This window comes from Kribbella sp. NPDC051587 (assembly GCF_044453945.1).
Taxonomy (GTDB): Bacteria; Actinomycetota; Actinomycetes; order Propionibacteriales; family Kribbellaceae; genus Kribbella.
This window is the reverse complement of record NZ_JBITDE010000002.1, coordinates 323097-344454: the sequence shown is the minus strand read 5'-3', so window position 1 is coordinate 344454 and position 21358 is coordinate 323097. Positions and strand designations below refer to the sequence as shown.

General features: G+C 67.8%; 31 protein-coding genes. 9 read left to right on the top strand and 22 right to left on the bottom strand.

All coding sequences use genetic code 11. The features are described 5' to 3' along the window. Positions 1-108: 108 nt before the first annotated feature. On the top strand, positions 109-897 hold the full coding sequence (locus tag ACIA49_RS07910; RefSeq protein WP_396376355.1) for a S1 family peptidase: 789 nt from the start codon (positions 109-111) through the stop codon (positions 895-897). A gap of 45 nt (positions 898-942) precedes the next feature. Here ACIA49_RS07910 and ACIA49_RS07905 read toward each other — a convergent pair whose 3' ends face one another. Genes ACIA49_RS07905 through ACIA49_RS07895 form a run of 3 tightly spaced genes read right to left on the bottom strand, consistent with a single transcriptional unit; the run spans position 943 to position 4318 of the window. Further along, entirely contained in the window at positions 943-2244 is a 1302-nt protein-coding gene (locus ACIA49_RS07905) for a dihydrolipoamide acetyltransferase family protein (protein WP_396376354.1), read from the bottom strand. Further along, positions 2241-3227 carry an alpha-ketoacid dehydrogenase subunit beta gene (locus ACIA49_RS07900; RefSeq protein ID WP_396376353.1) on the bottom strand — a complete coding sequence of 329 codons (987 nt, stop codon included), beginning with the start codon at positions 3225-3227 and terminating at the stop codon, positions 2241-2243. The genes ACIA49_RS07905 and ACIA49_RS07900 overlap by 4 nt, the downstream gene beginning before the upstream one ends. Positions 3228-3229: 2 nt before the next feature. Next, on the bottom strand, positions 3230-4318 hold the full coding sequence (locus tag ACIA49_RS07895; protein ID WP_396376352.1) for a thiamine pyrophosphate-dependent enzyme: 1089 nt from the start codon (positions 4316-4318) through the stop codon (positions 3230-3232). A 118-nt stretch (positions 4319-4436) separates the two neighbouring features. On the opposite strand from ACIA49_RS07895, the gene ACIA49_RS07890 reads away from it, so the two are divergent. After that, a complete protein-coding gene (locus ACIA49_RS07890; protein WP_391540966.1) occupies positions 4437-4925 on the top strand; it encodes an Lrp/AsnC family transcriptional regulator in 489 nt (162 codons plus the stop codon). Here ACIA49_RS07890 and ACIA49_RS07885 read toward each other — a convergent pair. Further along, a complete protein-coding gene (locus ACIA49_RS07885) occupies positions 4922-5893 on the bottom strand; it encodes a LacI family DNA-binding transcriptional regulator (protein ID WP_396376351.1) in 972 nt (323 codons plus the stop codon). The genes ACIA49_RS07890 and ACIA49_RS07885 overlap by 4 nt on opposite strands. Positions 5894-5948: 55 nt before the next feature. Between ACIA49_RS07885 and ACIA49_RS07880 the strand changes: the two genes are divergently transcribed. Further along, on the top strand, positions 5949-7253 hold the full coding sequence (locus ACIA49_RS07880; RefSeq protein WP_396376350.1) for a Gfo/Idh/MocA family oxidoreductase: 1305 nt from the start codon (positions 5949-5951) through the stop codon (positions 7251-7253). A 255-nt stretch (positions 7254-7508) separates the two neighbouring features. On the opposite strand, the gene ACIA49_RS07875 is transcribed toward ACIA49_RS07880, so the two are convergent. From ACIA49_RS07875 to ACIA49_RS07825, 11 genes are all read right to left on the bottom strand, one after another. After that, on the bottom strand, positions 7509-7760 hold the full coding sequence (locus ACIA49_RS07875) for a GlsB/YeaQ/YmgE family stress response membrane protein (protein WP_396376349.1): 252 nt from the start codon (positions 7758-7760) through the stop codon (positions 7509-7511). 69 nt (positions 7761-7829) lie between these two features. Beyond that, complete coding sequence (locus ACIA49_RS07870; protein ID WP_396376348.1) at positions 7830-7973, bottom strand: hypothetical protein; 144 nt, start codon at positions 7971-7973, stop codon at positions 7830-7832. Between the two features lie 71 nt (positions 7974-8044). Further along, positions 8045-8218, bottom strand: a complete 174-nt coding sequence (locus ACIA49_RS07865; RefSeq protein ID WP_396376347.1) for a CsbD family protein — start codon at positions 8216-8218, stop codon at positions 8045-8047. A gap of 37 nt (positions 8219-8255) precedes the next feature. Beyond that, positions 8256-8831 (bottom strand): hypothetical protein, encoded by a 576-nt coding sequence (locus ACIA49_RS07860; protein ID WP_396376346.1) that lies wholly within the window; start codon positions 8829-8831, stop codon positions 8256-8258. A gap of 1 nt (position 8832) precedes the next feature. Next, the gene (locus ACIA49_RS07855) at positions 8833-9369 is read right to left on the bottom strand and encodes a DUF6286 domain-containing protein (protein WP_396376345.1); all 537 of its coding nucleotides are present in this window, start codon (positions 9367-9369) and stop codon (positions 8833-8835) included. Then, positions 9350-9778 carry an Asp23/Gls24 family envelope stress response protein gene (locus ACIA49_RS07850; protein ID WP_396376344.1) on the bottom strand — a complete coding sequence of 143 codons (429 nt, stop codon included), beginning with the start codon at positions 9776-9778 and terminating at the stop codon, positions 9350-9352. The genes ACIA49_RS07855 and ACIA49_RS07850 overlap by 20 nt, the downstream gene beginning before the upstream one ends. Further along, a complete protein-coding gene (locus tag ACIA49_RS07845) occupies positions 9771-9953 on the bottom strand; it encodes a hypothetical protein (RefSeq protein WP_396376343.1) in 183 nt (60 codons plus the stop codon). The genes ACIA49_RS07850 and ACIA49_RS07845 overlap by 8 nt, the downstream gene beginning before the upstream one ends. A gap of 67 nt (positions 9954-10020) precedes the next feature. After that, positions 10021-10341 carry a hypothetical protein gene (locus ACIA49_RS07840; protein WP_396376342.1) on the bottom strand — a complete coding sequence of 107 codons (321 nt, stop codon included), beginning with the start codon at positions 10339-10341 and terminating at the stop codon, positions 10021-10023. Beyond that, the gene (locus tag ACIA49_RS07835) at positions 10338-10820 is read right to left on the bottom strand and encodes an Asp23/Gls24 family envelope stress response protein (RefSeq protein ID WP_396376341.1); all 483 of its coding nucleotides are present in this window, start codon (positions 10818-10820) and stop codon (positions 10338-10340) included. The genes ACIA49_RS07840 and ACIA49_RS07835 overlap by 4 nt, the downstream gene beginning before the upstream one ends. Before the next feature lie 77 nt (positions 10821-10897). After that, a complete protein-coding gene (locus tag ACIA49_RS07830; protein WP_396376340.1) occupies positions 10898-11119 on the bottom strand; it encodes a hypothetical protein in 222 nt (73 codons plus the stop codon). 38 nt (positions 11120-11157) lie between these two features. Beyond that, positions 11158-11367 carry a CsbD family protein gene (locus tag ACIA49_RS07825; RefSeq protein ID WP_396376339.1) on the bottom strand — a complete coding sequence of 70 codons (210 nt, stop codon included), beginning with the start codon at positions 11365-11367 and terminating at the stop codon, positions 11158-11160. 196 nt (positions 11368-11563) lie between these two features. On the opposite strand from ACIA49_RS07825, the gene ACIA49_RS07820 reads away from it, so the two are divergent. The 3 genes from ACIA49_RS07820 to ACIA49_RS07810 are packed head-to-tail and all read left to right on the top strand — an operon-like array spanning position 11564 to position 13153. Further along, positions 11564-12175: an RNA polymerase sigma factor gene (locus ACIA49_RS07820; protein ID WP_396376338.1), complete on the top strand. Its 612-nt coding sequence runs from the start codon at positions 11564-11566 to the stop codon at positions 12173-12175. Further along, the gene (locus tag ACIA49_RS07815) at positions 12166-12744 is read left to right on the top strand and encodes an Asp23/Gls24 family envelope stress response protein (RefSeq protein WP_396376337.1); all 579 of its coding nucleotides are present in this window, start codon (positions 12166-12168) and stop codon (positions 12742-12744) included. The genes ACIA49_RS07820 and ACIA49_RS07815 overlap by 10 nt, the downstream gene beginning before the upstream one ends. Positions 12745-12751: 7 nt before the next feature. Further along, entirely contained in the window at positions 12752-13153 is a 402-nt protein-coding gene (locus ACIA49_RS07810; protein WP_396376336.1) for a hypothetical protein, read from the top strand. A 52-nt stretch (positions 13154-13205) separates the two neighbouring features. On the opposite strand, the gene ACIA49_RS07805 is transcribed toward ACIA49_RS07810, so the two are convergent. Further along, positions 13206-14216: a CorA family divalent cation transporter gene (locus tag ACIA49_RS07805; protein WP_396376335.1), complete on the bottom strand. Its 1011-nt coding sequence runs from the start codon at positions 14214-14216 to the stop codon at positions 13206-13208. A gap of 148 nt (positions 14217-14364) precedes the next feature. Between ACIA49_RS07805 and ACIA49_RS07800 the strand changes: the two genes are divergently transcribed. Continuing rightward, positions 14365-15321, top strand: a complete 957-nt coding sequence (locus ACIA49_RS07800) for a 2-hydroxyacid dehydrogenase (RefSeq protein ID WP_396376334.1) — start codon at positions 14365-14367, stop codon at positions 15319-15321. On the opposite strand, the gene ACIA49_RS07795 is transcribed toward ACIA49_RS07800, so the two are convergent. The 4 genes from ACIA49_RS07795 to ACIA49_RS07780 form a co-directional block, all read right to left on the bottom strand. Further along, positions 15276-16280, bottom strand: a complete 1005-nt coding sequence (locus tag ACIA49_RS07795) for a slipin family protein (RefSeq protein ID WP_396376333.1) — start codon at positions 16278-16280, stop codon at positions 15276-15278. The two genes, ACIA49_RS07800 and ACIA49_RS07795, sit on opposite strands and share 46 nt — an antisense overlap. 145 nt (positions 16281-16425) lie before the next feature. Further along, positions 16426-16914 carry a DUF6294 family protein gene (locus ACIA49_RS07790; protein ID WP_396376332.1) on the bottom strand — a complete coding sequence of 163 codons (489 nt, stop codon included), beginning with the start codon at positions 16912-16914 and terminating at the stop codon, positions 16426-16428. A 209-nt stretch (positions 16915-17123) separates the two neighbouring features. After that, a complete protein-coding gene (locus ACIA49_RS07785) occupies positions 17124-17633 on the bottom strand; it encodes a DinB family protein (RefSeq protein WP_396376331.1) in 510 nt (169 codons plus the stop codon). Positions 17634-17681: 48 nt separating this feature from the next. Further along, positions 17682-18407 (bottom strand): SDR family oxidoreductase, encoded by a 726-nt coding sequence (locus tag ACIA49_RS07780; RefSeq protein WP_396376330.1) that lies wholly within the window; start codon positions 18405-18407, stop codon positions 17682-17684. Between the two features lie 85 nt (positions 18408-18492). On the opposite strand from ACIA49_RS07780, the gene ACIA49_RS07775 reads away from it, so the two are divergent. Continuing rightward, positions 18493-19341, top strand: coding sequence for a LysR family transcriptional regulator (locus ACIA49_RS07775; RefSeq protein WP_396376329.1), 849 nt, complete (start codon positions 18493-18495; stop codon positions 19339-19341). Here the strand turns inward: ACIA49_RS07775 and ACIA49_RS07770 are convergent. Beyond that, positions 19312-20238, bottom strand: a complete 927-nt coding sequence (locus ACIA49_RS07770; protein ID WP_396376328.1) for an alpha/beta fold hydrolase — start codon at positions 20236-20238, stop codon at positions 19312-19314. The two genes, ACIA49_RS07775 and ACIA49_RS07770, sit on opposite strands and share 30 nt — an antisense overlap. Positions 20239-20316: 78 nt before the next feature. Then, positions 20317-20724 carry a VOC family protein gene (locus ACIA49_RS07765; RefSeq protein ID WP_396376327.1) on the bottom strand — a complete coding sequence of 136 codons (408 nt, stop codon included), beginning with the start codon at positions 20722-20724 and terminating at the stop codon, positions 20317-20319. A gap of 148 nt (positions 20725-20872) precedes the next feature. Between ACIA49_RS07765 and ACIA49_RS07760 the strand changes: the two genes are divergently transcribed. After that, positions 20873-21247, top strand: a complete 375-nt coding sequence (locus ACIA49_RS07760) for a VOC family protein (protein ID WP_396376326.1) — start codon at positions 20873-20875, stop codon at positions 21245-21247. Positions 21248-21358: the final 111 nt, after the last annotated feature.

The window sequence follows — 21358 nt, the reverse complement described above, 5'->3', positions numbered from 1 at the left end:
ACTGTGCCCAGTCAATCGCTTGTGCTACCCCCTGTGACTACACGACTCTTCACGGTTATGAGGCCGCGCCGCCCTGCGGCCTCCTGAGACCACCCTGGAGTGTGAGGCATGACAGGAAAGCTCAAGCTCGCCCGTGCCGCGTTCGCCGCCGTCATCCTGGTCGCGGCCTCGGCCGGAGCGGTCGGCACTGCCCAGGCGAAGCCGCCGGCACCCATCGTCGGTGGTACCGCGGCCAGCACCGCACAGACGCCGTGGGCGATCGCGCTGAACAACAGCGGCTCGCCGGTACCGAGCGGCCAGTGGTGCGGCGCGACGCTGGTGAAGGCGAACAAGATCGTCACCGCGGCGCACTGCATGGACGAGCCGCGGAGCACCTACACAGCCATTCAGGGCCGCGACAAGCTGACCAACGGCGGCGGCAAGACGTCGAAGATCTCCAGCATCTGGGTGGACCCGGACTACGGCGCCGTGCCTGGCCACGATGTCGCCGTCCTGACGCTGACGACCCCGTTCACCGGTATCGCGACGCTCCCCCTCGAGACCAGCACCGCTGCCGACAAGGCCGGCGCGCAGCCGACGGTCTACGGCTGGGGCGACACCTTCGACGACAGGATCCAGAACCAGTTCCGCAAGGTCGTCGTACCGGTGCTCGGTGACACCTACTGCGGCGACGTCTACGCGAGCGAGGGATACGTAGCCAACGGTGAGATCTGCGCTGGTTACAAGCAGGGCGGCAAGGACTCCTGCCAAGGCGACTCCGGTGGACCGCTGGTCCTGAACGGGCGCCTCTTCGGCATCGTGTCCTGGGGTATCGGCTGCGCCGAAGCCGGCCACCCGGGCGTCTACGCGGAGGTCGCGACCTACAGCGCCACGCTGGCCACAGAGATCAACAGCTAGCAGAGTTTTGGGTGGCCGGCCCACGGGGGCCGGCCACTCTCTTTCTTACAGATCAGCGAACGCCGACGTCGGGTTCTCGAACGCGTCGGCCACGAACCGCAGGAAGCCGGCGGCCGTCCCGCCGTCACACACCCGGTGGTCGAACACCAGCGACAGCTGCGTCAGCTTCCGCACCGCGAGTTCACCATCCACCACCCACGGCCGATCGATGATCCGCCCGACGCCCAGGATCGCGACCTGCGGGTGATTGATGATCGCCGCGCTGCCGTCGACCCCGAAACTCCCGTAGTTGTTCAGCGTGAACGTCCCACGGTTGAGTTCCTCCGGCGTCAGCCGCCCGGCGCGTGCCGTCTCCATCAACTTCTTGATCTCGCCGTCCAGACCACGCGCGCTCAACCAGTGCGCATTGGCAACCGCCGGCACCACCAGCCCACGCTCGGTCTGCGCCGCCAGCCCAAGGTTCACCCCGTCGTACTGAACCAGCTCATCCCGCTCGGTATCCACGAACCCGTTGAGCTCCGGATACTTCACCAACCCGGCCACCACGAACCGAGCCATCAAAGCCAGCAACCCCGGCCCCGCATCAGTTGCCGACCGCAACGATTCCCGCAACTCCAGCAACGCGGTCGCATCCACGTCAACCCATGTGGTCGCCTCCGGAATCTCCCGCCGACTCCGACTCAAAGTCGCCGCAACAACCTTCCGGAACCCACTCATCCCCTCCCGCCGCAACTCAGGCAAAGAGGTCCGCCCATCCAGAACCCCAGCTACCTCAACCACAGGCAGCGGGCTCTCGGCAACAACTTCGCCGAGAGTGGTTGATTCATCTGCAAGGTGTTCGACCCGGCTGGCAATCGCCAGTTCGACGTCACGACGAACGATCAGTCCGTCAGCGCCGGTCCCCACGACGCTCTTGAGGTCCACCTCAGCGTCGCGCGCCAACCGTCGTACCAGCGGTGAAATCACCCGCACCACACCAGCCGCGGCAGGAGCCACAGCAACAGCACCGCGCGGCTTCCGCCGACGACCGGACCCAAGCACCTCACCAGTCCCGTAGCCGATCAGCACGTTGCCCGACCCCGCGCGCTCCTCCTCGCGGTAGGCCGCACCAACCTCAGCCCCGATGGTGATCAACGGCTTCCCGACCGGAATCACCGTCCCCACCTCACCATGCAGTTCCTCAACAACCCCGGCGTACGGCGACGGCAACTCAACCACCGACTTGGCCGTCTCCACCTCAGCCACCGGCGTATCAACCGCAACCACATCACCAGCCGCGACCAACCACCGTACGATCTCGCCCTCGGTCAATCCCTCACCGAGATCCGGGAGCAGGAACGTGTTCACGAGTCCTCCCACTGCAGATCGTCAACAGCATCAAGGATCCGGTCCACTCCCGGCAGCTGGAACTTCTCCAGCTTCGGCGGCGGGTAAGGAATGTCGAACCCGGTCACCCGCCGTACCGGCGCGGCCAATGAGTGGAAGCACCGTTCGGTGACCCGGGCAACGATCTCCGATGACACACTCGCAAACCCACTGGCCTCCGCCACGACAACAGCCCGCCCAGTACGACGTACAGCCGCGCACACCGTCTCGTCGTCGAACGGCACCACGGATCGCAGATCCACGACCGTCAACTGACGCCCTTCAGCCGCAGCAACCTCCGCGGCCTCCAACGCGACCGGGACCGAAGGCCCGTACGCGATCAGCGTCGCGTCCGCACCTTCCCGCCGTACAACAGCCTTCCCGATCCCCGGCACATCCTCGGTGAGATCGACCTCTTCCTTGGCCCAGTAGAGCTTCTTCGGCTCCATGAACACCACCGGGTCCGGCCATTCAATTGCCCGACGCAACAACGTGTAGGCATCAGCAACGGTGCTCGGGGCAACAACCGTCAACCCAGGCGTGTGCGCGTAATACCCCTCCGACGAGTCACAGTGATGCTCGACCCCACCGATCCCGCCGGCGTACGGCATCCGGATCACCATCGGCAGCGCGACCTTCCCGCGCGTCCGGTTCCGCATCTTCGCCACGTGGGAGACGATCTGCTCGAACGCCGGATACCCGAACGCGTCGAACTGCATCTCGACCACCGGCCGCATCCCGTTCATCGCGAGCCCGACCGCCATCCCGACGATCCCGGACTCGGCCAACGGGGTGTCGAAGCAACGATCCTCGCCGAACTCCGCGGTCAGCCCGTCGGTGATCCGGAAGACCCCGCCGAGCGCGCCGACGTCCTCACCGAACATCAGCACGGAGTCGTCGGCCTTCATCGCGTCCCGCAGTGCCTTGTTCAGCGCCTGCGCCATCGAAATCTTCTCGTGCGTCATGGTCAGGCCTCCTCTCGCGCCAGCTCGTCCCGCAGGAACGCAGCCTGCTCAGCCAACTGCGGCGTCTGTACGGCGTACAGATGCGTGAACAGCTCCTCCGGATCCACGCCCGGCTCGGGCATCAACCCGTCGCGCAGGTACTGCGCCACCGTCGTGGCCGAGCGCTCAGCCCGCTCCCGTACGGCGTCATCCAGCAACCCGGCCTGTGTCAGGTACGCCTCGAGCCGCTTGATCGGGTCCTTGGCCAGCCACGGCGTCACCTCGTCGTCCTGCCGGTACCGCGTCGCGTCGTCCGCGTTCGTGTGCGCCTGCACCCGGTACGTGTGCGCCTCGACCAACTGCGGCCCTTCACCCGCACGCGCCTTGTCGACAGCCTGTCCCAGTACGGCAAGCAGTCCGGCAAGGTCGTTGCCATCGGCCCGTTCTCCGGGAACGCCGTACCCGATGCCCTTGTGCGCAATGGATGGCGCGACAGTCTGCTTGGCCAGCGGAACCGAGATCGCGTACTCGTTGTTCTGCACGAAGAACACCACTGGCGCGTGGAAGACCGCGGCGAAGTTCAGCGCCTCGTGGAAGTCGCCCTCGCTGGTAGCGCCGTCCCCACACAGCGCCATCACCACCGTGTCCTCGCCCTTCAGCCGCGCCGCATGCGCGACACCGACCGCGTGCGTGAGCTGCGTCGCCAGCGGCGTGGACTGCGGCGCGACGTTGCGCGAGTACGGGTCGTAGCCCGAGTGCCAGTCACCACGCAGCAGCGTCAGCGTCTCGATCGGGTCGACCCCGCGGCTCACGATCGACACCGTGTCGCGGTAGGTCGGGAACAGCCAGTCCCCCTCGGCGAGCACCATCGAGGCCGCCACCTGGCAGGCCTCCTGCCCATGCGACGACGGGTACACGGCGAGCCGGCCCTGCCGGACGAGCGCACTGGCCTGGTCGTTGATCCGACGGCCCTTGATCAACTCAACGTAGCCGTCGAGCAGAAGCTGCTCGGTCGGCAGCTGGTACGACGTGTGGTCGTGCAGAACCCCATCCTGGTCGATCAACCGGACGGGTTCTTCGGAGGGGAGCAATTGCTCCTCGACGGTAGTCATTTGCCCTCCAGGCGCAGGAGACGGACGGTGGCCACATCGTCGTCCTTCTGGCCATTCGGATCCAGACCTGGGAAAATCCCTGGACAAATGGTTCCTTGACGGCCGATTTGGAGAACGAATGTCCCAGGACGAGATCCCCCATCAGGCCGGACCTGGACGGATGGTCATCGCTCCGGCGCTCGACGAGATCGACCGTCAGATCGTCGAGGCTCTCGGCCGCGACGGACGGCTCTCGATCCGCGCCCTGGCCGAGCTGGTCCACATCTCCCGGGCGAACGCCTACGCCCGCGTCGAGCGCCTCACCAGCACCGGCACGATCACCGGCTTCACGGTCACCGTCGACCCACTCAAACTAGGCCTCGCCACCTCGGCCTATGTCACGCTCAGTCTCCGCCAAAGCTCCTGGCGCTCCCTGCGCGAACAGCTCCAAGCCATCCCCGAGATCAAGCACATGGCCCTGGTCGGCGGCGATTTCGACGCCATCCTGCTGGTCCGCGCCGCCGACAACGAGGGCCTTCGCCGCGTGGTCCTCGAGAAGCTCCAAGCCATCCCCGAGGTACTGGGCACCCGTACCGCCCTCATCTTCGAGGACCTAGGAACCCTCTAACACCCACACGACTTCCGGATCACCAACTCGGTCGCATAAGCCGTAGACCGGCCGGCCGTTCCCTCCACCAACTGCCGAACCACCTCACCCGCCATCCGCTCCAACGGCTGCCGCACCACCGTGAGCGCCGGCGCACACCACTCCGCCTCAGCCGTCCCGTCAAACGCCACCACGGCCATGTCTTCCGGCACTCGCACGCCCGCTTCTCTCAACGCTCGAAGGACGCCCACGGCCTGCAGATCTGAGCTGACGAACACAGCAGTAGGCCTGACCTCCAAACCCGCCAGCCACCGCCCCGCCGCATACCCACCCTCCCGACTGAACCCCACCCGCATCAGCGGCCCATCCGGCAGTCCCGCGACTCGCAGCCCCTCCCGCCACCCCCGCTCGCGCTCAGGCACTGGCTTCGCGCCTCCCTCGCCAATCACCAGGGCGATGCGGGTGTGCCCATGGCCGACGAGGTGCTCAACTGCAGCGCGCGCACCTTCGCGGTAGCGGGGGCCTACCGAGCTCACTCCGGGCAGCACGCGATTGACGATGACGACTGGCAGGTCGGCGCCGGCCAGGTCGGGAGCCTCGGCGGGTGTGACCAGCACGAGTCCGCTCACCTGGCGCGCCAGCAGTTGCGCCACCTTCGTGCGCTCGGTCTCCGGGTCCCCATCAGCGCTCGTCTGCAGTACGACGTACCCGCACTCAGCAGCTGCTTTGTCGATTGCCTTGGCCAGCTCGGCGAACAGCGGGTTGCCACCGTCCGGCGTGATCAGCCCAAAGGTCTTCGTGCTCCCCGTCCGCAGCGCCCGCGCGGTCGCGTTCGGCCGATACCCGAGCACCCGGATCGCCTCGAGCACTCGCTCCCGCGCTTGTGGCGACACCGCCCGCGGCCCGTCATTCACCACGTAACTCACCACCGCGGTACTCACACCGGCGTACCGGGCGACGTCATTACGCGTGACAGGAGACGGCGACATGACCCGATGATACGGTCTACACGAGTAGAATCTACACGAGTAGAAGGGTCCCGCCATGCCCCGCCGCTACGCCATCGCCGGTACCGGATCCCGAGCCCGCGAGTACGTCCGCGCGATCCTCCAGGACCACCCCGCCGACGCCGAGCTCGTCGCCCTCCTCGACCCGAACCCAGGTCGCCTCGACTTCCACCAGCAGTACGTCGAAGAGCTCGGCGGCCACCGTCTCCCGCAGTACGGCGCCGACGACCTGGAACGGATGGTCAAGGAGCAGTCCGTCGACCGGGTGATCGTCACCAGCCCCGACTACACCCATTCCACCGTCGTCTCCCGACTCCTCCGCGCCGGCGCCGACGTGATCGTCGAGAAGCCGCTGACGATCAACGCCGAAGGCACCCGCGAGATCGCCGCTGCGATGGCCGAGTCCGGCAAGTCCGTCGTCGTGACCTTCAACTACCGATACTCGCCCCGCAACAGCGCCCTGCGCCAGCTGATCGCCGACGGCGCGATCGGCACCGTCACCAGCGTCGAGTTCCAGTGGGTGCTCGACACCAGGCACGGCGCGGACTACTTCCGCCGCTGGCACCGCCAGAAGCAGAACTCCGGCGGACTCCTTGTCCACAAGGCCTCCCACCATTTTGACCTCGTCAACTGGTGGATCGCCTCCGAGCCGGCCCGGGTCTTCGCCTCCGGCGCCCTGTCCTTCTACGGCGACCAGAACGCCGCAGCTCGCGGTCTCGGCTCCCGCCCACCCCGCGGCTCCGTCGACACTATGCCCGACGACCCCTGGCTGCTGGACCTGCGCGTAGACGACGCCAACCGCCGCCTGTACTACGAGAGCGAGCAGTACGACGGCTACCTCCGCGACCAGGACGTCTTCGCCCCAGGCATCACCATCGAGGACAACCTCGCCGTCATCGCCGAGTACACCAACAGCGCCCGCCTGAGCTACTCCCTCAACGCCCACTCACCCTGGGAGGGCTACAAGGTCTCCGTCAACGGCACCGAGGGACGCGCCGAGCTGGAGGTCGTCGAGCGCGCCGCCGTACTCGACGCCCACATCGACCCGAGCTACCCGGCCGGAAACCTCATCACCGGCGACATCCGCTCCGACGGCGAACGCCTAGTCCTCCAGAAGCACTGGGCCGCCGCCGTAGAGGTCGAGATCCCCCGAGCAGCCGGCGGCCACGGCGGCGGCGACCGCCTCCTCTACGCCGACCTCTTCCAAGGCCCCGGCAACGACCCACTCGGTCGCGCCGCCGACATCAACGACGGCATCAACGCCGTAGCCGTCGGCATCGCCGCCAACCAGTCCCTCACCACAGGCCACCCCGTCACCGTCGCCGACCTCAACCTCGGCTAGCTCCGCAGGTGGCGGCTGACATCACCTGCCAGCGAATGCGCACCACCCGCTTCACAAAGCGCCACACCCATCACGGCGTACAAAGCGATCGCGTGGGGCGATCCGTGCGGGCGTCCCAAGGCGTGAAGTCGTCCGGCGGTCCGGTGGACTGATGAAGTCATGCTCACTGCACCCGCTGGCATCGCGGCGTACGGCACGACGAAGCCCCAGCCCAGGTATGGCGGCTGGGGCGTTATTGCAGCTGAGATCCTCTGGTCAGCTCTTGCGGGAGGCGAGGGCTTCGGCGGTGCCGACCAGGAGGACGGCGGCGATGACGGCTACGACGAAGCCCAACACCTTGAGCTCGAAGATGCCGCCGGTCCCGAGCACGTTGGCGACGACGCCGCCGATCACGGATCCGGCCAGGCCCAGCAGGAGGGTCGCGATCCAGCCGAGGTTCTGCTTGCCGGGCTTGAAGAGGCGGGCGAGGGCTCCGATGACGAGGCCTGCGACGATGAATCCGATCATGTGCGGTTCTTCTCCGGTTCGGGTTGAGGATGCGGCGGTGTCCGGCCGCGGAAGGCCTGCGCGGCAGCGTCAGTGTTTGACGGCGGCGCGGTGGCGACGGGCAGCGGGCCGGTTCTTGCGAGTGGTCGTCTTGACCTTGCGACGGATGACCTTCCAGGTGATCCGCCCGAGTGCGCTGTAGGCGCGGCTGGCGATGCTTCTGTGGTGGCTCACTGATGCTCCGTCGGGTCGGGTGGTGATGCTGCCCCGGGTCGGTCAGGTGCCCGGGGCAGCACGTCCGGGGGTTACTTCTTGAAGGCGTCCTTGATGTTCTCGCCGGCGTTCTTCAGGTCGGCCTTGGTCTGGTCGGTCTTGCCTTCGTTCTCGAGGTCCTTGTTGTCGGTCAGGTCGCCGATGACCTCTTTGGCCTTACCGGCCAGCTCTTCGGCGGCGTTCTTGGCCTTGTCTGCGATACCCATTGCTGTCACCTCCTGTTGGTTGGATGGGGCGGGAGGTCTAGTGGACGCGCGGAGCGTTCGAGGACTTGTCGCTGCGGGCGACGCTGAGCTCGACGCGGTGGCGTAGGTCGTCGCGGTCGATGATGCGGTGCAGTTCGTGGCTGGTCTGCTCGGCTGCTTCCCGGACGGCGTCGAGGTCGGCGCCGGGTTCGAGGGTCGCGGTGAGTTCGGCGACCAGCTGGCCGCGGTCCAGGACGATCCGTCCCGATCCGTCCCGGACTCCGGGAGTCTGGGCCAGGGCTTGCCCGGCGGTGGTGGCCGCGGCTTTGGCGTCAGCGGTGAGGCGGCCGGTGGTGTCGCTGCCGGGCAGCCGGATCTGACCGGTGCCATGCCGCGGAAGATGCCGGGCGAGCCAGGTGAGGCCGAGGACGACCAGCAGCACCCCGCCGGCGCCGGTTGCCCAGGGCCACCACGGCATCGTGGCCAGATCGGTCAGTCCGTCGATCGCGACGCGGTTCGGTGCGTCGGGGATCAAGTCGTAGCGCCACCCCAGGGCTGCCGCTCCGGCAGCGATCGCCAGTACGGCGATCACGAGCGCGGCAGTGCGGTCGAAGGCGATGAGTCCGCGGCGCATGTCAGTGCTCCTCGACGGTGATCCGGGAACGGACCCGGGGGTTCGGTGTGACGGTGTTCAGGCGCCGCGCGACAGCGGTTGTCAGTTCGTCGCGGACCCGCTCGGCGTCGGCAAGAGTCGTCACGTCGATGCGCAGCTTGCGGCCTTTCGCCGTCGTGGACGCGTTGGTGACCGAGTCGATGCCGCGGGCGGTGTCGGTCGCCAGACGAGCGGCGTCACGGCCGCGGATCCAGACTCCGCTGCCGTCCTCGCCGACAGCCAGGTGGGTAGTGCGGCGCGGCTTGAGAGCCGCGATGAGAATCCAGAGACCGATCAGCACAGAGCCTGCTCCGGCGTAGATCATCCAGTCGGCCGGCTTGAGGACCTCGGCCTTACTGAACAGCCATTCCAGCCAGGAGCTCCCGGTGATGACACCGGTCGCCACGAGCGTGTCGCGGATGCCGACCGCTCCGACCGCCACGACTGCGATCGCGGCGATGACGCCGACGGTAGAGGCGGCCGGTGCGGCGACCGGCTTCTTAGCGGCGTTGCTGCTCATTGGCCCTCCTCGGGGTGTCGGTCGGGCGGTCGGGAGTGGAGAGTGTGACGGCGGAGATGTCGACGTTGACGAGGTCGACCCCCAGACCGGTCAGGTCGGCCACCGTGGTCGCGACGCGGTTGCGGATCTCGGCCGCGGTGTCGGCCAGTGGGTGGCCCCACGCGATTGCGACCTCGACGTCGAGTCGGAGCCGGCGTCCGGCCTGCTGGGCTTTGACTTTCGGCAGGCCACGTCCGAAGGTCGCGTCTTGCCGGATCACTGCAGGTGCCTGCAGTGCGGCTGTTTCTGCGATGCGCTCGATGGCACGCGGGCTGATCTCGAGGGATCCACGCTCATCCGGGTCAGTCGCTGTGGTCGCGATGGCTGTGTTCAGCGGCTGGGGGCGGGTGAGGGCAGCGGTGTCAGCCACGGCCGGGGCGCGAGATCAGGTCGTCGAGGCCTTTGCTGCCTTCGGACAGGTACCGGCCGACGACCAGGCCGACGGCGCCGAGGACGAGGGCGAGCAGAAAGCCGCCGAAACCGCCGACTGCCGCGGCGATGGCGATCAGCAGGCCGGCGAACAAGCCGATGGTCGAAGTGTTCACGAGAGTCTCCTTGGGGTGGCCCGGGCTCGGTGCCTGGTGCCGCTGTACTTGCTGGCGGTGGTGGATATCAGCTGGTGGTCGGGAGTGCGATGTCTTCGATGGTCACGTCGACCGGTTGCCCGGTCAGGGGCCGCACAGCTCCTCGTACGGCGTCGGCCACGGTGTGGACCGGGTGGCCGATCAGGGTCGTGAGGTGGATCTGGACGCGGTCGCCGGTGATCCGTACACCGGCGAGCTGGCTACCGGGCAGGTAGGTCGCGACATCGCCGAAGGCGCCGCCGTGCAGACCTGCCACGCCCGGAACCGCCTGCACGGCTGCCGCGATCAGTTCGGCCGTTCGGGGCTCACGGACCGGCGTACCGATCGGCGCTGTGGTCGGAGTGGTCACTGGACGCGGCGCTCAGCGGGCTCGGCGTCGGAGTCGGCCGAGTTGTCGTCCTCGCCTTCGAGGTGGACGTCGCTGACCGCGATGTTGACCTCGGTGACCTGCAGGCCGGTCATCCGCTCGATCGCGGAGATGACGTTGCCACGGATCGCGGTCGCGAGGTCGGCGATGCCGACGCCGTACTCGGCGATGATCTGCAGGTCGACCGCGGCCTGGGTCTCGCCGACCTCGACCGACACGCCCTGCGACAGGTTCGTCCTGGTCCCGATCCGGTCGCGGATCATGCCGACCGTGCGGGCCGCGGTGCCACCAAGGTCGTAGACGCCGCTGATCTCACGGGTCGCGATACCGGCGATCTTCGAGACCACGATGTCGGCGATGCTCGTCTTGCCGTTCAGGTTGCCATCGGCAACGACGGTCTTGCCGGCCGCGTCGGCCGGCTTCAGGGTGGTGCCGGTCGCGGGGGTGCTGGTCTGCGTCATGGGATCGTCCTTCGCTTGCTGGTAAGGGATTGTGGCGGTTCGTTGGTAGGACAACGAGTCCGGAAGGTTCGTCACGGTCATCGGGCGGATCGGGCAGTGTGTCCGTGGTCACGGGCCAGTGGACCGCGGGCCTTGCCGCCGATGGTCGTGCTGGTCTTGCGGAGGGCGCCGCTGATTCGGGTCGGGCCGTTGCGGGATTCGAGCTTGTCGCCGGCCTTGCCGAGCAGCCACGCGGCGATCGGCGCACCGACAGCCAGGACGAGCCAGAGCTGGAAGCGACGGGACAGAAAGGCCCACATGGCGGTGATCTCCTTCGGATGGCCGGGGTGTTACCTGATCAGTGCTTGCTGAGAGCGTTCTTGACCGCGTCGGCCGCGTTCGCCACGCCGGACTGCAGGTTCTGCGCGGCCTGACGCAGACCTGCCTCTGACTGGTCGGCCTTGCCCTGGGCCTGCAGGTCGGTGTTGCCGGTGACCTCGCCGACCTTTTCCTTGGCCTTGCCGACGGTCTCCTGGACCTGGTTCTTCAGCTTGTCGGTGATGCTCATGGTGATCTCCTCCGGTCGTTGCGATGCGTTGCCAGGAAGACCACCTCAACTCGCGAGACGGCACGCGGCGTTTGCTGTGACGACCCTCACCGGGCCGATCGCGGCCGCGACCGTGACATCTGCAAGGCTCGCGTCGTCTGTACTCCACTGCGTCCGGTCCACGGGCCCGGACGACGAGGCTCGGAGGAGGACATCGGTGACACCCGTGGACGCGGCACAGGCATCAGCACCGCTGGTGCCTTCGGCGCCGCTCGAAGGCATGGTCGAGCTCGACGAAGCGACCCTGGTCGCGCGGGCTCGCGACCGGGATCCAGCGGCGTTCGAGATGCTGGTGCGCCGCTATCAGCGCCGTATCTACGCGTTGTGTCTGCGGATGCTCAACGGAGCCGGCGGTGAAGCCGAAGACGTCGCACAGGAAGTCTTCGTCACTGCCTGGCGGCGGCTGCCGGAGATCCAGCACGATGCCGCGTTCGGCAGCTGGCTCTACCGCACGGCCACCAACAAATGCCTCACCATCCTGCAACGCCGCAAACCCGTCGACGAACTCGACGCCCACAACGACCCCGTCGAAACCAACGCCGGCAGCGACCCGGCCCGCGCCGTACACAACAGCGAAGCCATGAGAGCCCTCACCCTGGCTCTCGCACAGCTCCCCCCACCACAGCGGGCCTGCTGGCTGCTCCGCGAGGTCCACGGCCGCTCCTACAACGAGATCGCCGAACTCGTCGACGCGACACCCACAGCAGTCAGAGGACGAATAGCCAGAGCACGAGCCGAGCTAGCGGAGGTGATGAAACCATGGAAATGAAACCCACCCAGGAAACCGGGCACCTGCTGCCCTGCGGACGCAGTGTCGAAGACGTCTGGGACGACATGGAAGCCGGCCGGGTCACCGAACACGCCCTGGCCTGCCCGCACTGCACGACTGCCCGAGCGAGTCTGGACGAACTCACCGAGGCCACCCGAGCCCTCGTCGACGACCCCGCCGCACCACCGGCAGGCTTCCTCGACACGATCATGACAGCGGTCCGCGCAGACCTCATGCTCGGCGAGGCGATCCCGCTCCCCAGCCGTACCGGCCAGGTCAACATCTCCACCTACGCTCTGGCCGCCGTACTGCGTTATGCCGTCGACAGCGTGGACGGCATTCGCGCCCACCACTGCCGCATCGCCCGCGTGCCGGACAGCTCCGACGCGGTCGCGGTGTCGATGTCTGTCGCGCTGCGCTTCGGCTCCGGGCAGGTCGCGGCACTCGACGAGGCACGCGGACGAGTCGCCGCTGCACTGCCCGAACGCATCGGGCTCGAGCTCGCAACGCTCGACTTCGATGTCGTGGATGTCTGGGTCGACCCCAGTCGGCCGGAGGACCCCCGATGACGACCTCATGGACACCAGGCAGTCTCGTGCCGTCGCATCTGCTCACCGAGATCCGCGCCGCCGAAGCCGCAGCGACAGCCGCGCGCGCCGTGCCGGGCGTCGTACGGTTGCAGCCCGGCGTCTGGGGCCTGTACGCCAGCTTGCGGGGCAGGCCTGGACCCAGGCGACCGGCAAGGCGCTGCCCGACATTGCCGGGGTCGACGTCGACCATGTCGCCGGCCGTCAACAGCTTCGTGTCGATGTGCGGATCGTGGTCAGCCTCGATCACCAGGCCGCTGAGGTGGGCCAGGCGGTCGCCGATGCTGTGACGACAGCAGTTGCCGGACTCACGGAGACGTTGGCCGATATCCAGATCCACATCGTCGAGATCGACCTCGAGCCTCACCGTGCGGTCTTGCCGACCAGCTGATTCGTCGTGCGGCCTCAGGGTGTGAGTGCCGCGCGGATCCGGCGGCTGGTGGCTACCCGAGCGGGTCCGGCTGGCGGGCGGCGCGCTGGCGGCGGAACCAGATCAGCAGGGCCACGCAGGGCAGGAGCAGGCCGCCGATGCCGAGAGCGAGGAAGTCCCACTCGGCACCGATGTGGTCGACCAGCCAGGCGAAGTTCTGACCGAAGAAGCCGGTGACGAAGGTCAGCGGCAGGAAGACCGTCGCCAGGATCGTCAGCTGCTCGATGGTCGCGTTCTGCCGCACACTCACCTTGGTCTGCTCGACCGAGATGACTGCCATGTTCGCCTCGAGCACCGTCGCCAGCAGGTCGCGCTGGGCCGCCACCTCCTCGTTCACCAGCACCAGGTGGTCGTGCACATCGCGGAAGTACGGCAGGAGCTCGGTGTTGCGCGCACCGCGTTCGATCGTGGCCAGTACGGCGAGCAGTGGGTGCACGGCGCGATAGAAGTCGGTCACCTCGCGCCGCAGGAAGTAGATCCGCTCGGTCGGCGCGACCGAGCCGGCGAACACCGTGCGCTCGACCTCCTCGATGTCCCGCTCCAGCTCCGCGACGACCGGCCCGTAGCTGTCCACCACCTGGTCGAGGATCGCCCACAGCACCGAGTTCGTACCCGCCTCCAGCAACTCCGAACGCTGCTCCAGCCGGATCCGCGCGCCGTGCAGATCACTCGCGACGCCCTGCCGGACAGTGATCACGAACGCCGGCCCGACGAACACGCTGACCTCGCCGAACTCGACCTCCTCCCGCTCCTCGTCGTACCGGGCGGTGCGCAGGATGACGAGGCGGATGTTGCCCTCGTACGGCTCGACCTTCGGCCGCAGGTGGAACGTCTGGGCGTCCTCGACGGCCAGCTCGTGCAGGCCGAAACTATCGCTGACCTGGGCGAGCTCCTCGGGCGTCGGGTCGAACATGCCCAGCCAGACGAATCCGCCCTTGGTGCAGTGCGCGGCGGCGTCGCCGACCGACATCGCCCCGACGTGCTGGCGGCGCCCGTCCTGGTAGTACGCGCAGTCGATGATCATGGTTGCCTCCCTGTCCCGATCGTCGCTGACGGGCCCCGCCTCCAAACAGGGCTGAAGAGGTGAACTTCGGGAGCAGTTCCTGTCCAGTGCCTGGGAAATGCGCGGTGAGTACCTGGTCCGGGCGGGATCGGTCGCAGAGGATGTGGGCATGGGACAACCACTGGTGCTGATGCCGAAACCGATGCACGACGCCGTCGCCGCCGGCCTGAGCGGTCACTGTGAGCTGATCAGGCTCTGGGAGGAGAGCGATCCCGACGCCGTCCTGGCCGCCCGCCGCGACGAGATCGTTGCCGTCGCCACCGGTGGCACGGTGATCGACGGCGCGTTCCTGGACCAGTTACCGGCGGTGCGGCTCGTGGCCAGTTTCGGGGTTGGCTACGACCAGATCGACGCCGCGGCCGCGGCCGAGCGTGGTGTCGTGGTCACCAACACCCCAGGCGTGCTGGACGACGAGGTGGCCGACACCGCCCTCGGCCTGCTCCTGATGACGGTCCGCGAGCTACCACAGGCCGAGCGCTACCTGCGGGCCGGCAAGTGGCAGCAGGACGGCTCCTATCCGTTGACCAAGGCAACGATGCACGGCCGCCGCCTGGGCATCCTCGGGCTGGGCCGGATCGGGCAGGCGATCGCCGACCGGGTGACCCCGTTCGGCATCTCCGTTGCCTACCACAACCGCAGCGAGAAGGACGTCGACTATCCCTACTACCCGACCCTGCTCGAGCTGGCCGAGAACGTCGACACCCTGATGGTGGTGATCCCCGGCGGCGACTCCACCCGCCACCTGGTGAACGCCGAGATCCTGGCGGCACTGGGGCCGGACGGGATCCTGATCAACGTCGCCCGCGGCTCGGTCGTCGACGAACAGGCGCTCGTCGACGCCCTACGCTCCGGCACGATCTTCGCGGCCGGGCTGGACGTCTTCGAGCACGAGCCCAAGGTCCACCCCGACCTCCTCACCCTGCCGAACGCGGTGCTCCTGCCCCACGTCGGTTCGGCCACCGTCCCGACCCGCACCGCCATGGGCAACCTCGTCGTCGAGAACCTCCTCAACTGGTTCGCCTACGGCACCGCATTGACTCCGGTCCCGGAGTCCGAAGGCCTCTGATGCTCCCCGGCAGGCTCCACCTGACCCGAGGCGGTCGGGTGCAGGAGCTGCCGGAGCAGTTCAGGGACCGCGGCCAACTCCGCGACAGGCGGAGCCGCAGTCACCGCCGGCGCAGCTGCGCCGTTCTCGACGGCCGCTACCTCCTCAGCCGGTACGGCGGCGGGCACGGCGGCCTGGGTGGCGGCGGCCTGGGCGGGCTGCTCTGCCGGGGTCGAACGCTCCAGGAACCGGAGCAGCTCGACGGGGAACGGCAGGATCAGCGTCGAGTTCTTCTCGGCGGCGACCTCGACAACGGTCTGCAGCAGTCGCAGTTGCAGCGCTGCCGGGTGCTGAGTCATCACCTCGGCGGCCTGCCCGAGCTTCTCCGACGCCTGCAGTTCGCCGTCGGCGGTGATGACCCGGGCCCGGCGTTCGCGTTCGGCCTCGGCCTGCCGCGACATCGACCGCTTCATCGTCTCGGGCAGTGCCACGTCCTTGATCTCGACGCGCTCGATGTGCACGCCCCAGTCGAGTGCGGGGCTGTCGATCATCAACTCCATGCCCTGGTTGAGCCGTTCCCGGTTGGACAGCAGATCATCGAGGTCGCTCTTCCCGATGATCGATCGCAGCGAGGTCTGCGCCACCTGGGCGATGGCCGAGATGTAGTCCTGGACGTCGACGATCGCCCGGACCGGATCGACGACACTGAAGTAGACGACCGCGTCGACGCGGACCGTGACGTTGTCACGGGTGATGCCGTCCTGGGCCGGGACCGGCATCGTGATGATCTGCATGTTGACCTTCTGCATCCGGTCGGCGAACGGCATCAGCATCGCCAGACCAGGACCCCGGACCTGCGGGCGGACCCGTCCGAACCGGAGGACGACGCCACGCTCGAACTGCTTGACCACGCGGAGGCTCAAGGCCGATCCGATCAGGCCGACGACCACGGCCACGATGAGCACAGAGAGGATGATCATTTCGTCTCCCCGCACGGGTCGATGCCACCGGCGGGGTGTTTCCGGGCCGGACTCAGTGAACTCGAGCGATCCGCGCATTTTCAGCGTAGCTCGCACCGCGCGACAGGCCCCGGACCTGAGCGGTCCGGGGCCGAAGCGTTACTCGTCAGCAGTGGTTGTGAATCTCGATCGATCCGATCAGGCCGTACCACCCGGCGGGGAAGAAGCCTGTCGCCAGCCAGTGGTACTGGTCGGAGCTGCTCGGCATGTTCTTGGCGAACGTGGCCGGGTCCGGCGTCTGCTGGGTCGCGTTGGTCACCCAGCCGAGTTCGGCACCGCTCCGGTCGAGGACGCGGACCCGCATGAGCCAGACATCACCGTCGTCGCTACTCGTGACAACGCCGTCGAACGACATCGAACCGTCCGATCGCAGGGTCCAGCCCGCGCCACGGAACATGGTGCAGTCGCCGGCATGTGAGTCCGAGTCGGACTGCCAGAACATGCTGTCCACCGCCGGCCGGAACGTCCCCGCGGACGGCTGCACGACCGCAGCGACCGGGGCGGCCGGCGACGCCAGCGCCGGGCCGGTGACGGCTACCGATCCGGCCACCACCACGAGGGCAAATTTCGTTGCTGCAAGCAACTTCCTGTTCATCGAGACTCCAACTGTGATCGTAAGGATTGGCGTTCCGCCGATCGGTGCACGTTCCCCAGCACCGGCACAACCTCACCCTCACATCACGTCGAGCGCCGCCCCAGTGGCGAACGGGCGCACACCAGGGCACCGAAGCCCGTCGGCCGCGCTGCCCGAATCCACCCGAGCGGCTGCCCGCGAGCGCCGCGTCGGCTTGCTGGGGGACTGCGTCAGCTGGCTGGAAGGTCCCAGATGCGTTCGGTTTCCCAGGCGTACTCCCAGGCCTGGATGTCCGGCGGCTCGATGCCGAGACCGGTCAGGATCGCGCACACCTGCTCGCGGTGGTGGTTGGCGTGATTGATCGCCTGCGCGATGAAGATCCCGACCCGCGACCCCCGGGTGTTGTTGTCGACGCTCAGCACCCGCTCCGGATCGATCGGGCTGTCGAGGAACTCCTCCCACAGCACCCCGGCCTCGTCGTTCCACTGCTCCAGCAGGTCGAAGTCCGGGGTCGCCTCACTGTCGACGAAGTCGAGCGGCCGGTCGGCGATCCGGCGCAGGTAGCTCCCGTCGCACCGCACGATGTGATCGAGCGTCGCCACGATGCCGCCGTACGTCCCGACACCGGTCGCCTCGAGCTGCTCGGCCGTCAGGCCCTGATCCCGGCAGAACCTGATCAGGCTCTTCGTCGCCCAGTTGTTGTGCCGGATGGGGTCGCGCAGCACGTCGTTGTGTCCCATGTCCTCAAGCTAGCCCGGCGACCTACTGCGGCGAACCTGATTTTCCGCCTACCAGGGCACCGGCCCGGCGTCGTCGAAGAAGCCACCGCGCGGTCCGTCGTCCGGCAATGTCGCCAACCTGATCGGGGTCGCAGCTCCCTCCTCCGGGCTTCGCGACCCGTCGAAGCCGTTGAAGTCCGTCGCGACGTAGCCGGGGCAGGCGGCGTTCACGATGACCTTGGTGCCGTCGAACTGGCGTGCGTACACGGCCGTGATGCTGTTCAGCATCGACTTCGACGGGGCGTAGGCAGCGAGGATCGGACCGGCCTGCAGGGTCAGCGAGCCCATGGTGCTCGACATGTTGACGATGCGCGGCGAGTCCGCGCGACGAAGCAGCGGGAGCATCGCGTTCGTCACCCGGACCACCCCGAAGACGTTGGTGTCGAGCACCGTGCGGAGCACCTCCAGGTCGAGCGTCGTCGGGTCCTGAGCCCCGTCGTCGATCGGGCCGGCGATACCGGCGTTGTTGACGAGCACGTCGAGCCGCCCGGCGGTCTCCTCGACGGCCTGCACCGCCGCCGCGACGCTCTCGTCGGAGGTCACGTCGAGGCCGACACCGAACGCGTCGATACCCGCCGCCTGCAGCTTGTCGACGGCCTCCTTCCGCCGGACGTCGTCGCGGGCGCCGACCGCGACCCGGAAGCCGAGCGCTCCGAGTCCCTGGGCGATGGCGAAGCCGATTCCCTTGTTCGCGCCGGTGACCAGCGCAGTCTTGGTGTCATTCACACCATCCATCGTTGGCGCGACCCACGCTCACCGTCCAAGACCGATCGGCTTCGCTGTGATACCTCACCGGTATCACAGCGCGTAGGCTGCAGGGGTGGACGATCTCGAGACCCGCGAACTCCGGTACTTCGTCGCGGTCGCCGAAGAGCTGCATTTCGGCCGCGCGGCCGAGCGCCTCGGGATCGCCCAGCCACCGTTGTCGCGAGCCATCCGCCAACTGGAGCATCGGCTCGGCGTCGAACTGCTCACCCGGAACCGCCGTGGTGTCTCGCTCACCGACGCGGGCGACGTGCTGCTCGTCGAGGCCAGGGCCGCCCTCGATGCAGTCGCCGCCGCCGTTCGGCGGACCAGGCGGGCCGCGGATCCGCAGCGGCCGTTGATCCTGGTCACGAAGTCCGGCGCGTCTCACGACCTGCTCAAGCGACTCCTCGACCTCGTAGGCCAGGACTGCATCGAGATCTTGCTCTGCGAGGTGAGCGAACAGGCTGGACTGCTGCGCGACGGAAGCGCCGACGTAGCGATCCTGCACCGCCCATACGACGATCTCGCCGGCTTCGACACCGAAGAGCTCCACACCGAGGGCCAGGTCGCGATTCTGCCCGCGAAGCATCCGCTCGCGGCCCGCGAGAAGCTCACGCTGGCCGAGGTCAGCAACGTGCCGGACCTGCCCATCGCCCGGTGGCCCGAGCTCGACGGGACCTACCTGGACGGACCTGGTCCGGAGGTGCACACGCAATCGCAGCTGGCGCAGTTGGTCGCGCTCGGCAAGACGCTGCTCGTCATCCCGGCCTCCAGCCGTGCCTGGCAATGGCCCGACCACGTCGCCGTACCCGTCATCGACGCACCGGACGTCACCACCGTGATCGCCTGGCGGCCGTCGAGCCGTTCCCAGGCGGTCGCGTCACTCATCCGGTCAGCGACTGCTCTCCGCGAGGCTGGCTAACACTGCTGGCCAATGCTTCTGCAGTACGGCGAGATGCGTCGTCTGCGGGTGGACGACGAGCTTGGCTCCCGGGATTCGGTCAGCCAGCCAATAGCCGTTACGCACCGAGGCGTTCGTGTCCAGGTCGCCGTACCAAAGATGCGTTGGGCAACGAACGTCCTCGGGGCGGAAGTCCCAGGCACGGAAGGAGATTGCGGCATCCCGCAGGTAGCCGTCCGGGTTGACCAAGGCTTCGCGGATGGCGGCAGCGATTGCCTGGTCCGAACCAAGCCGGTAGCCGTTGACCTCGCCGGACGCCCGGCGCAGCACCTCTGCGTCCACCGGGCCCAGTTCGGCCAGGAAGCGCCGTACCAGGGCAGTGTCGTCCGGGTCACTGGGGTCGAGCTGGGCGACGTAGGTCAGGAAGTCGGGACGTATCTGCTCGACGGCTTGTTCCGGCGTGATGTGGGCGAGCTGGTTGAAGAACGTCTGTTGATCCGGGCCGAGGTCATCGCGGTGGTACGGCGGGTCCAGCTCCGGAACGCTCGCGGGACTCGCCAGCACCCCCAACGCGGTCACGCGGTCGGGATGCCGGGCCGCGCAGGCAACGGCGTACGGGCCTCCGATCGACATCCCCGCCACCGCGAACCGTCCGATCCCCAGGGCGTCCGCCACGGCGACGACGTCGTCGGCCACCGAGGCATGGGTGGACGCCTGACTGGTCGACCGCCCGTACCCGGGCCGGTTGATCGCGACGAGCCGTACGCCGAGCCCCCGAGCCGCCTCATCACCCGCAAACGCCGCATGCCGCGTATCCGGGCAGCCGGCCAGGAACATCACCGGAGCACCGGCAGGCTCCCCGCCGTCCCAGAGCTCGACCCAACGGCCGTCAACAACCCGTACGCCGTCCTCCGCCAACCGTGCTCCCTGATGTACCAACGGTCACGGCCCCTCGGGGGCTGAGTCGCCGAGGGGCCGAGTCCTGTTGAGCCGCGACTAGCGACCGCTGATGTTGACCAGCCAGCTGACGCCGAACCGATCGATGAGCTGGCCGAACTCGTCGCCCCACATCTGCTTCTCCAGCGGGACGGTCACCTTGCCGCCCTCGGACAGCTTCGCGAAGTGCTCGCGCAGATCGCCGTCGTCGCCACTGAGGCTGACCATGACGTTCTCGCCGGGGTTGTAGGGCATCCCCTGCGGAGTGTCCGAGGCCATCAGCGTGTACCCGCTCGGGGTCTCCAACTGGCCGTGCATGAGCTTGTTGTCGTCGCCGCCGCCGTGACCGGCCCCGAACTCGCCGAAGGTGCTCGTCGTCAGCTCACCACCGAACACGCTCTGGTAGAACTCCAGAGCCTCGCGCGCACTCCCGTCGAACTGGATGTACGGATTCAACCGAGACGCCATTCAGATCTCCCCCTGCCTGGAAACACGTGGCTGAAACCACCCTGTTCGGCACCCTAGACCCGGCTACCGACAGTCCGCGAGCCTCCAGCCCGACCAACCCCATTGCGTCACCGGCCGGACGCCCTGGGTTCGCGGCTAAAGTCTGGCCATGATCTTGCGACACATCACGATCGATGCCGAGAACCCCTACCAGCTCGCGCAGTTCTGGAGCACCACGACCGGCTGGCCGCTGGGCGAGGGCGACCAGCCCGGGGACGACGAGGTACTGGTGGTGGCGCCCGCGCCGGTGCCGGGGCTGCTGTTCATCCGGGTCCCGGAGTCGAAGACGGTGAAGAACCGGGTGCACATCGACTGGGTACCGACCGAGCGCACCCGCGACGAAGAGGTCGAGCGGCTGCAGGAGTTCGGCGCGAGCATCCACGAGGACCACCGCACCCCCGAGGGCCCCGGCTGGGTCACCATGCTCGACCCCGAGCAGAACGAGTTCTGCGTCGAGCGCAGCGAGGCCGAACGGAGCGCCTGATCCGGATCCCACTGCTTGCCTGAAGCAACTCACAACTTATCCGGCGAACCGAGCATCGTCATGGATGTCAAGAAGTTTGGGTTGCTGCTGGGGTGCAGCTTGGGGCTAGGG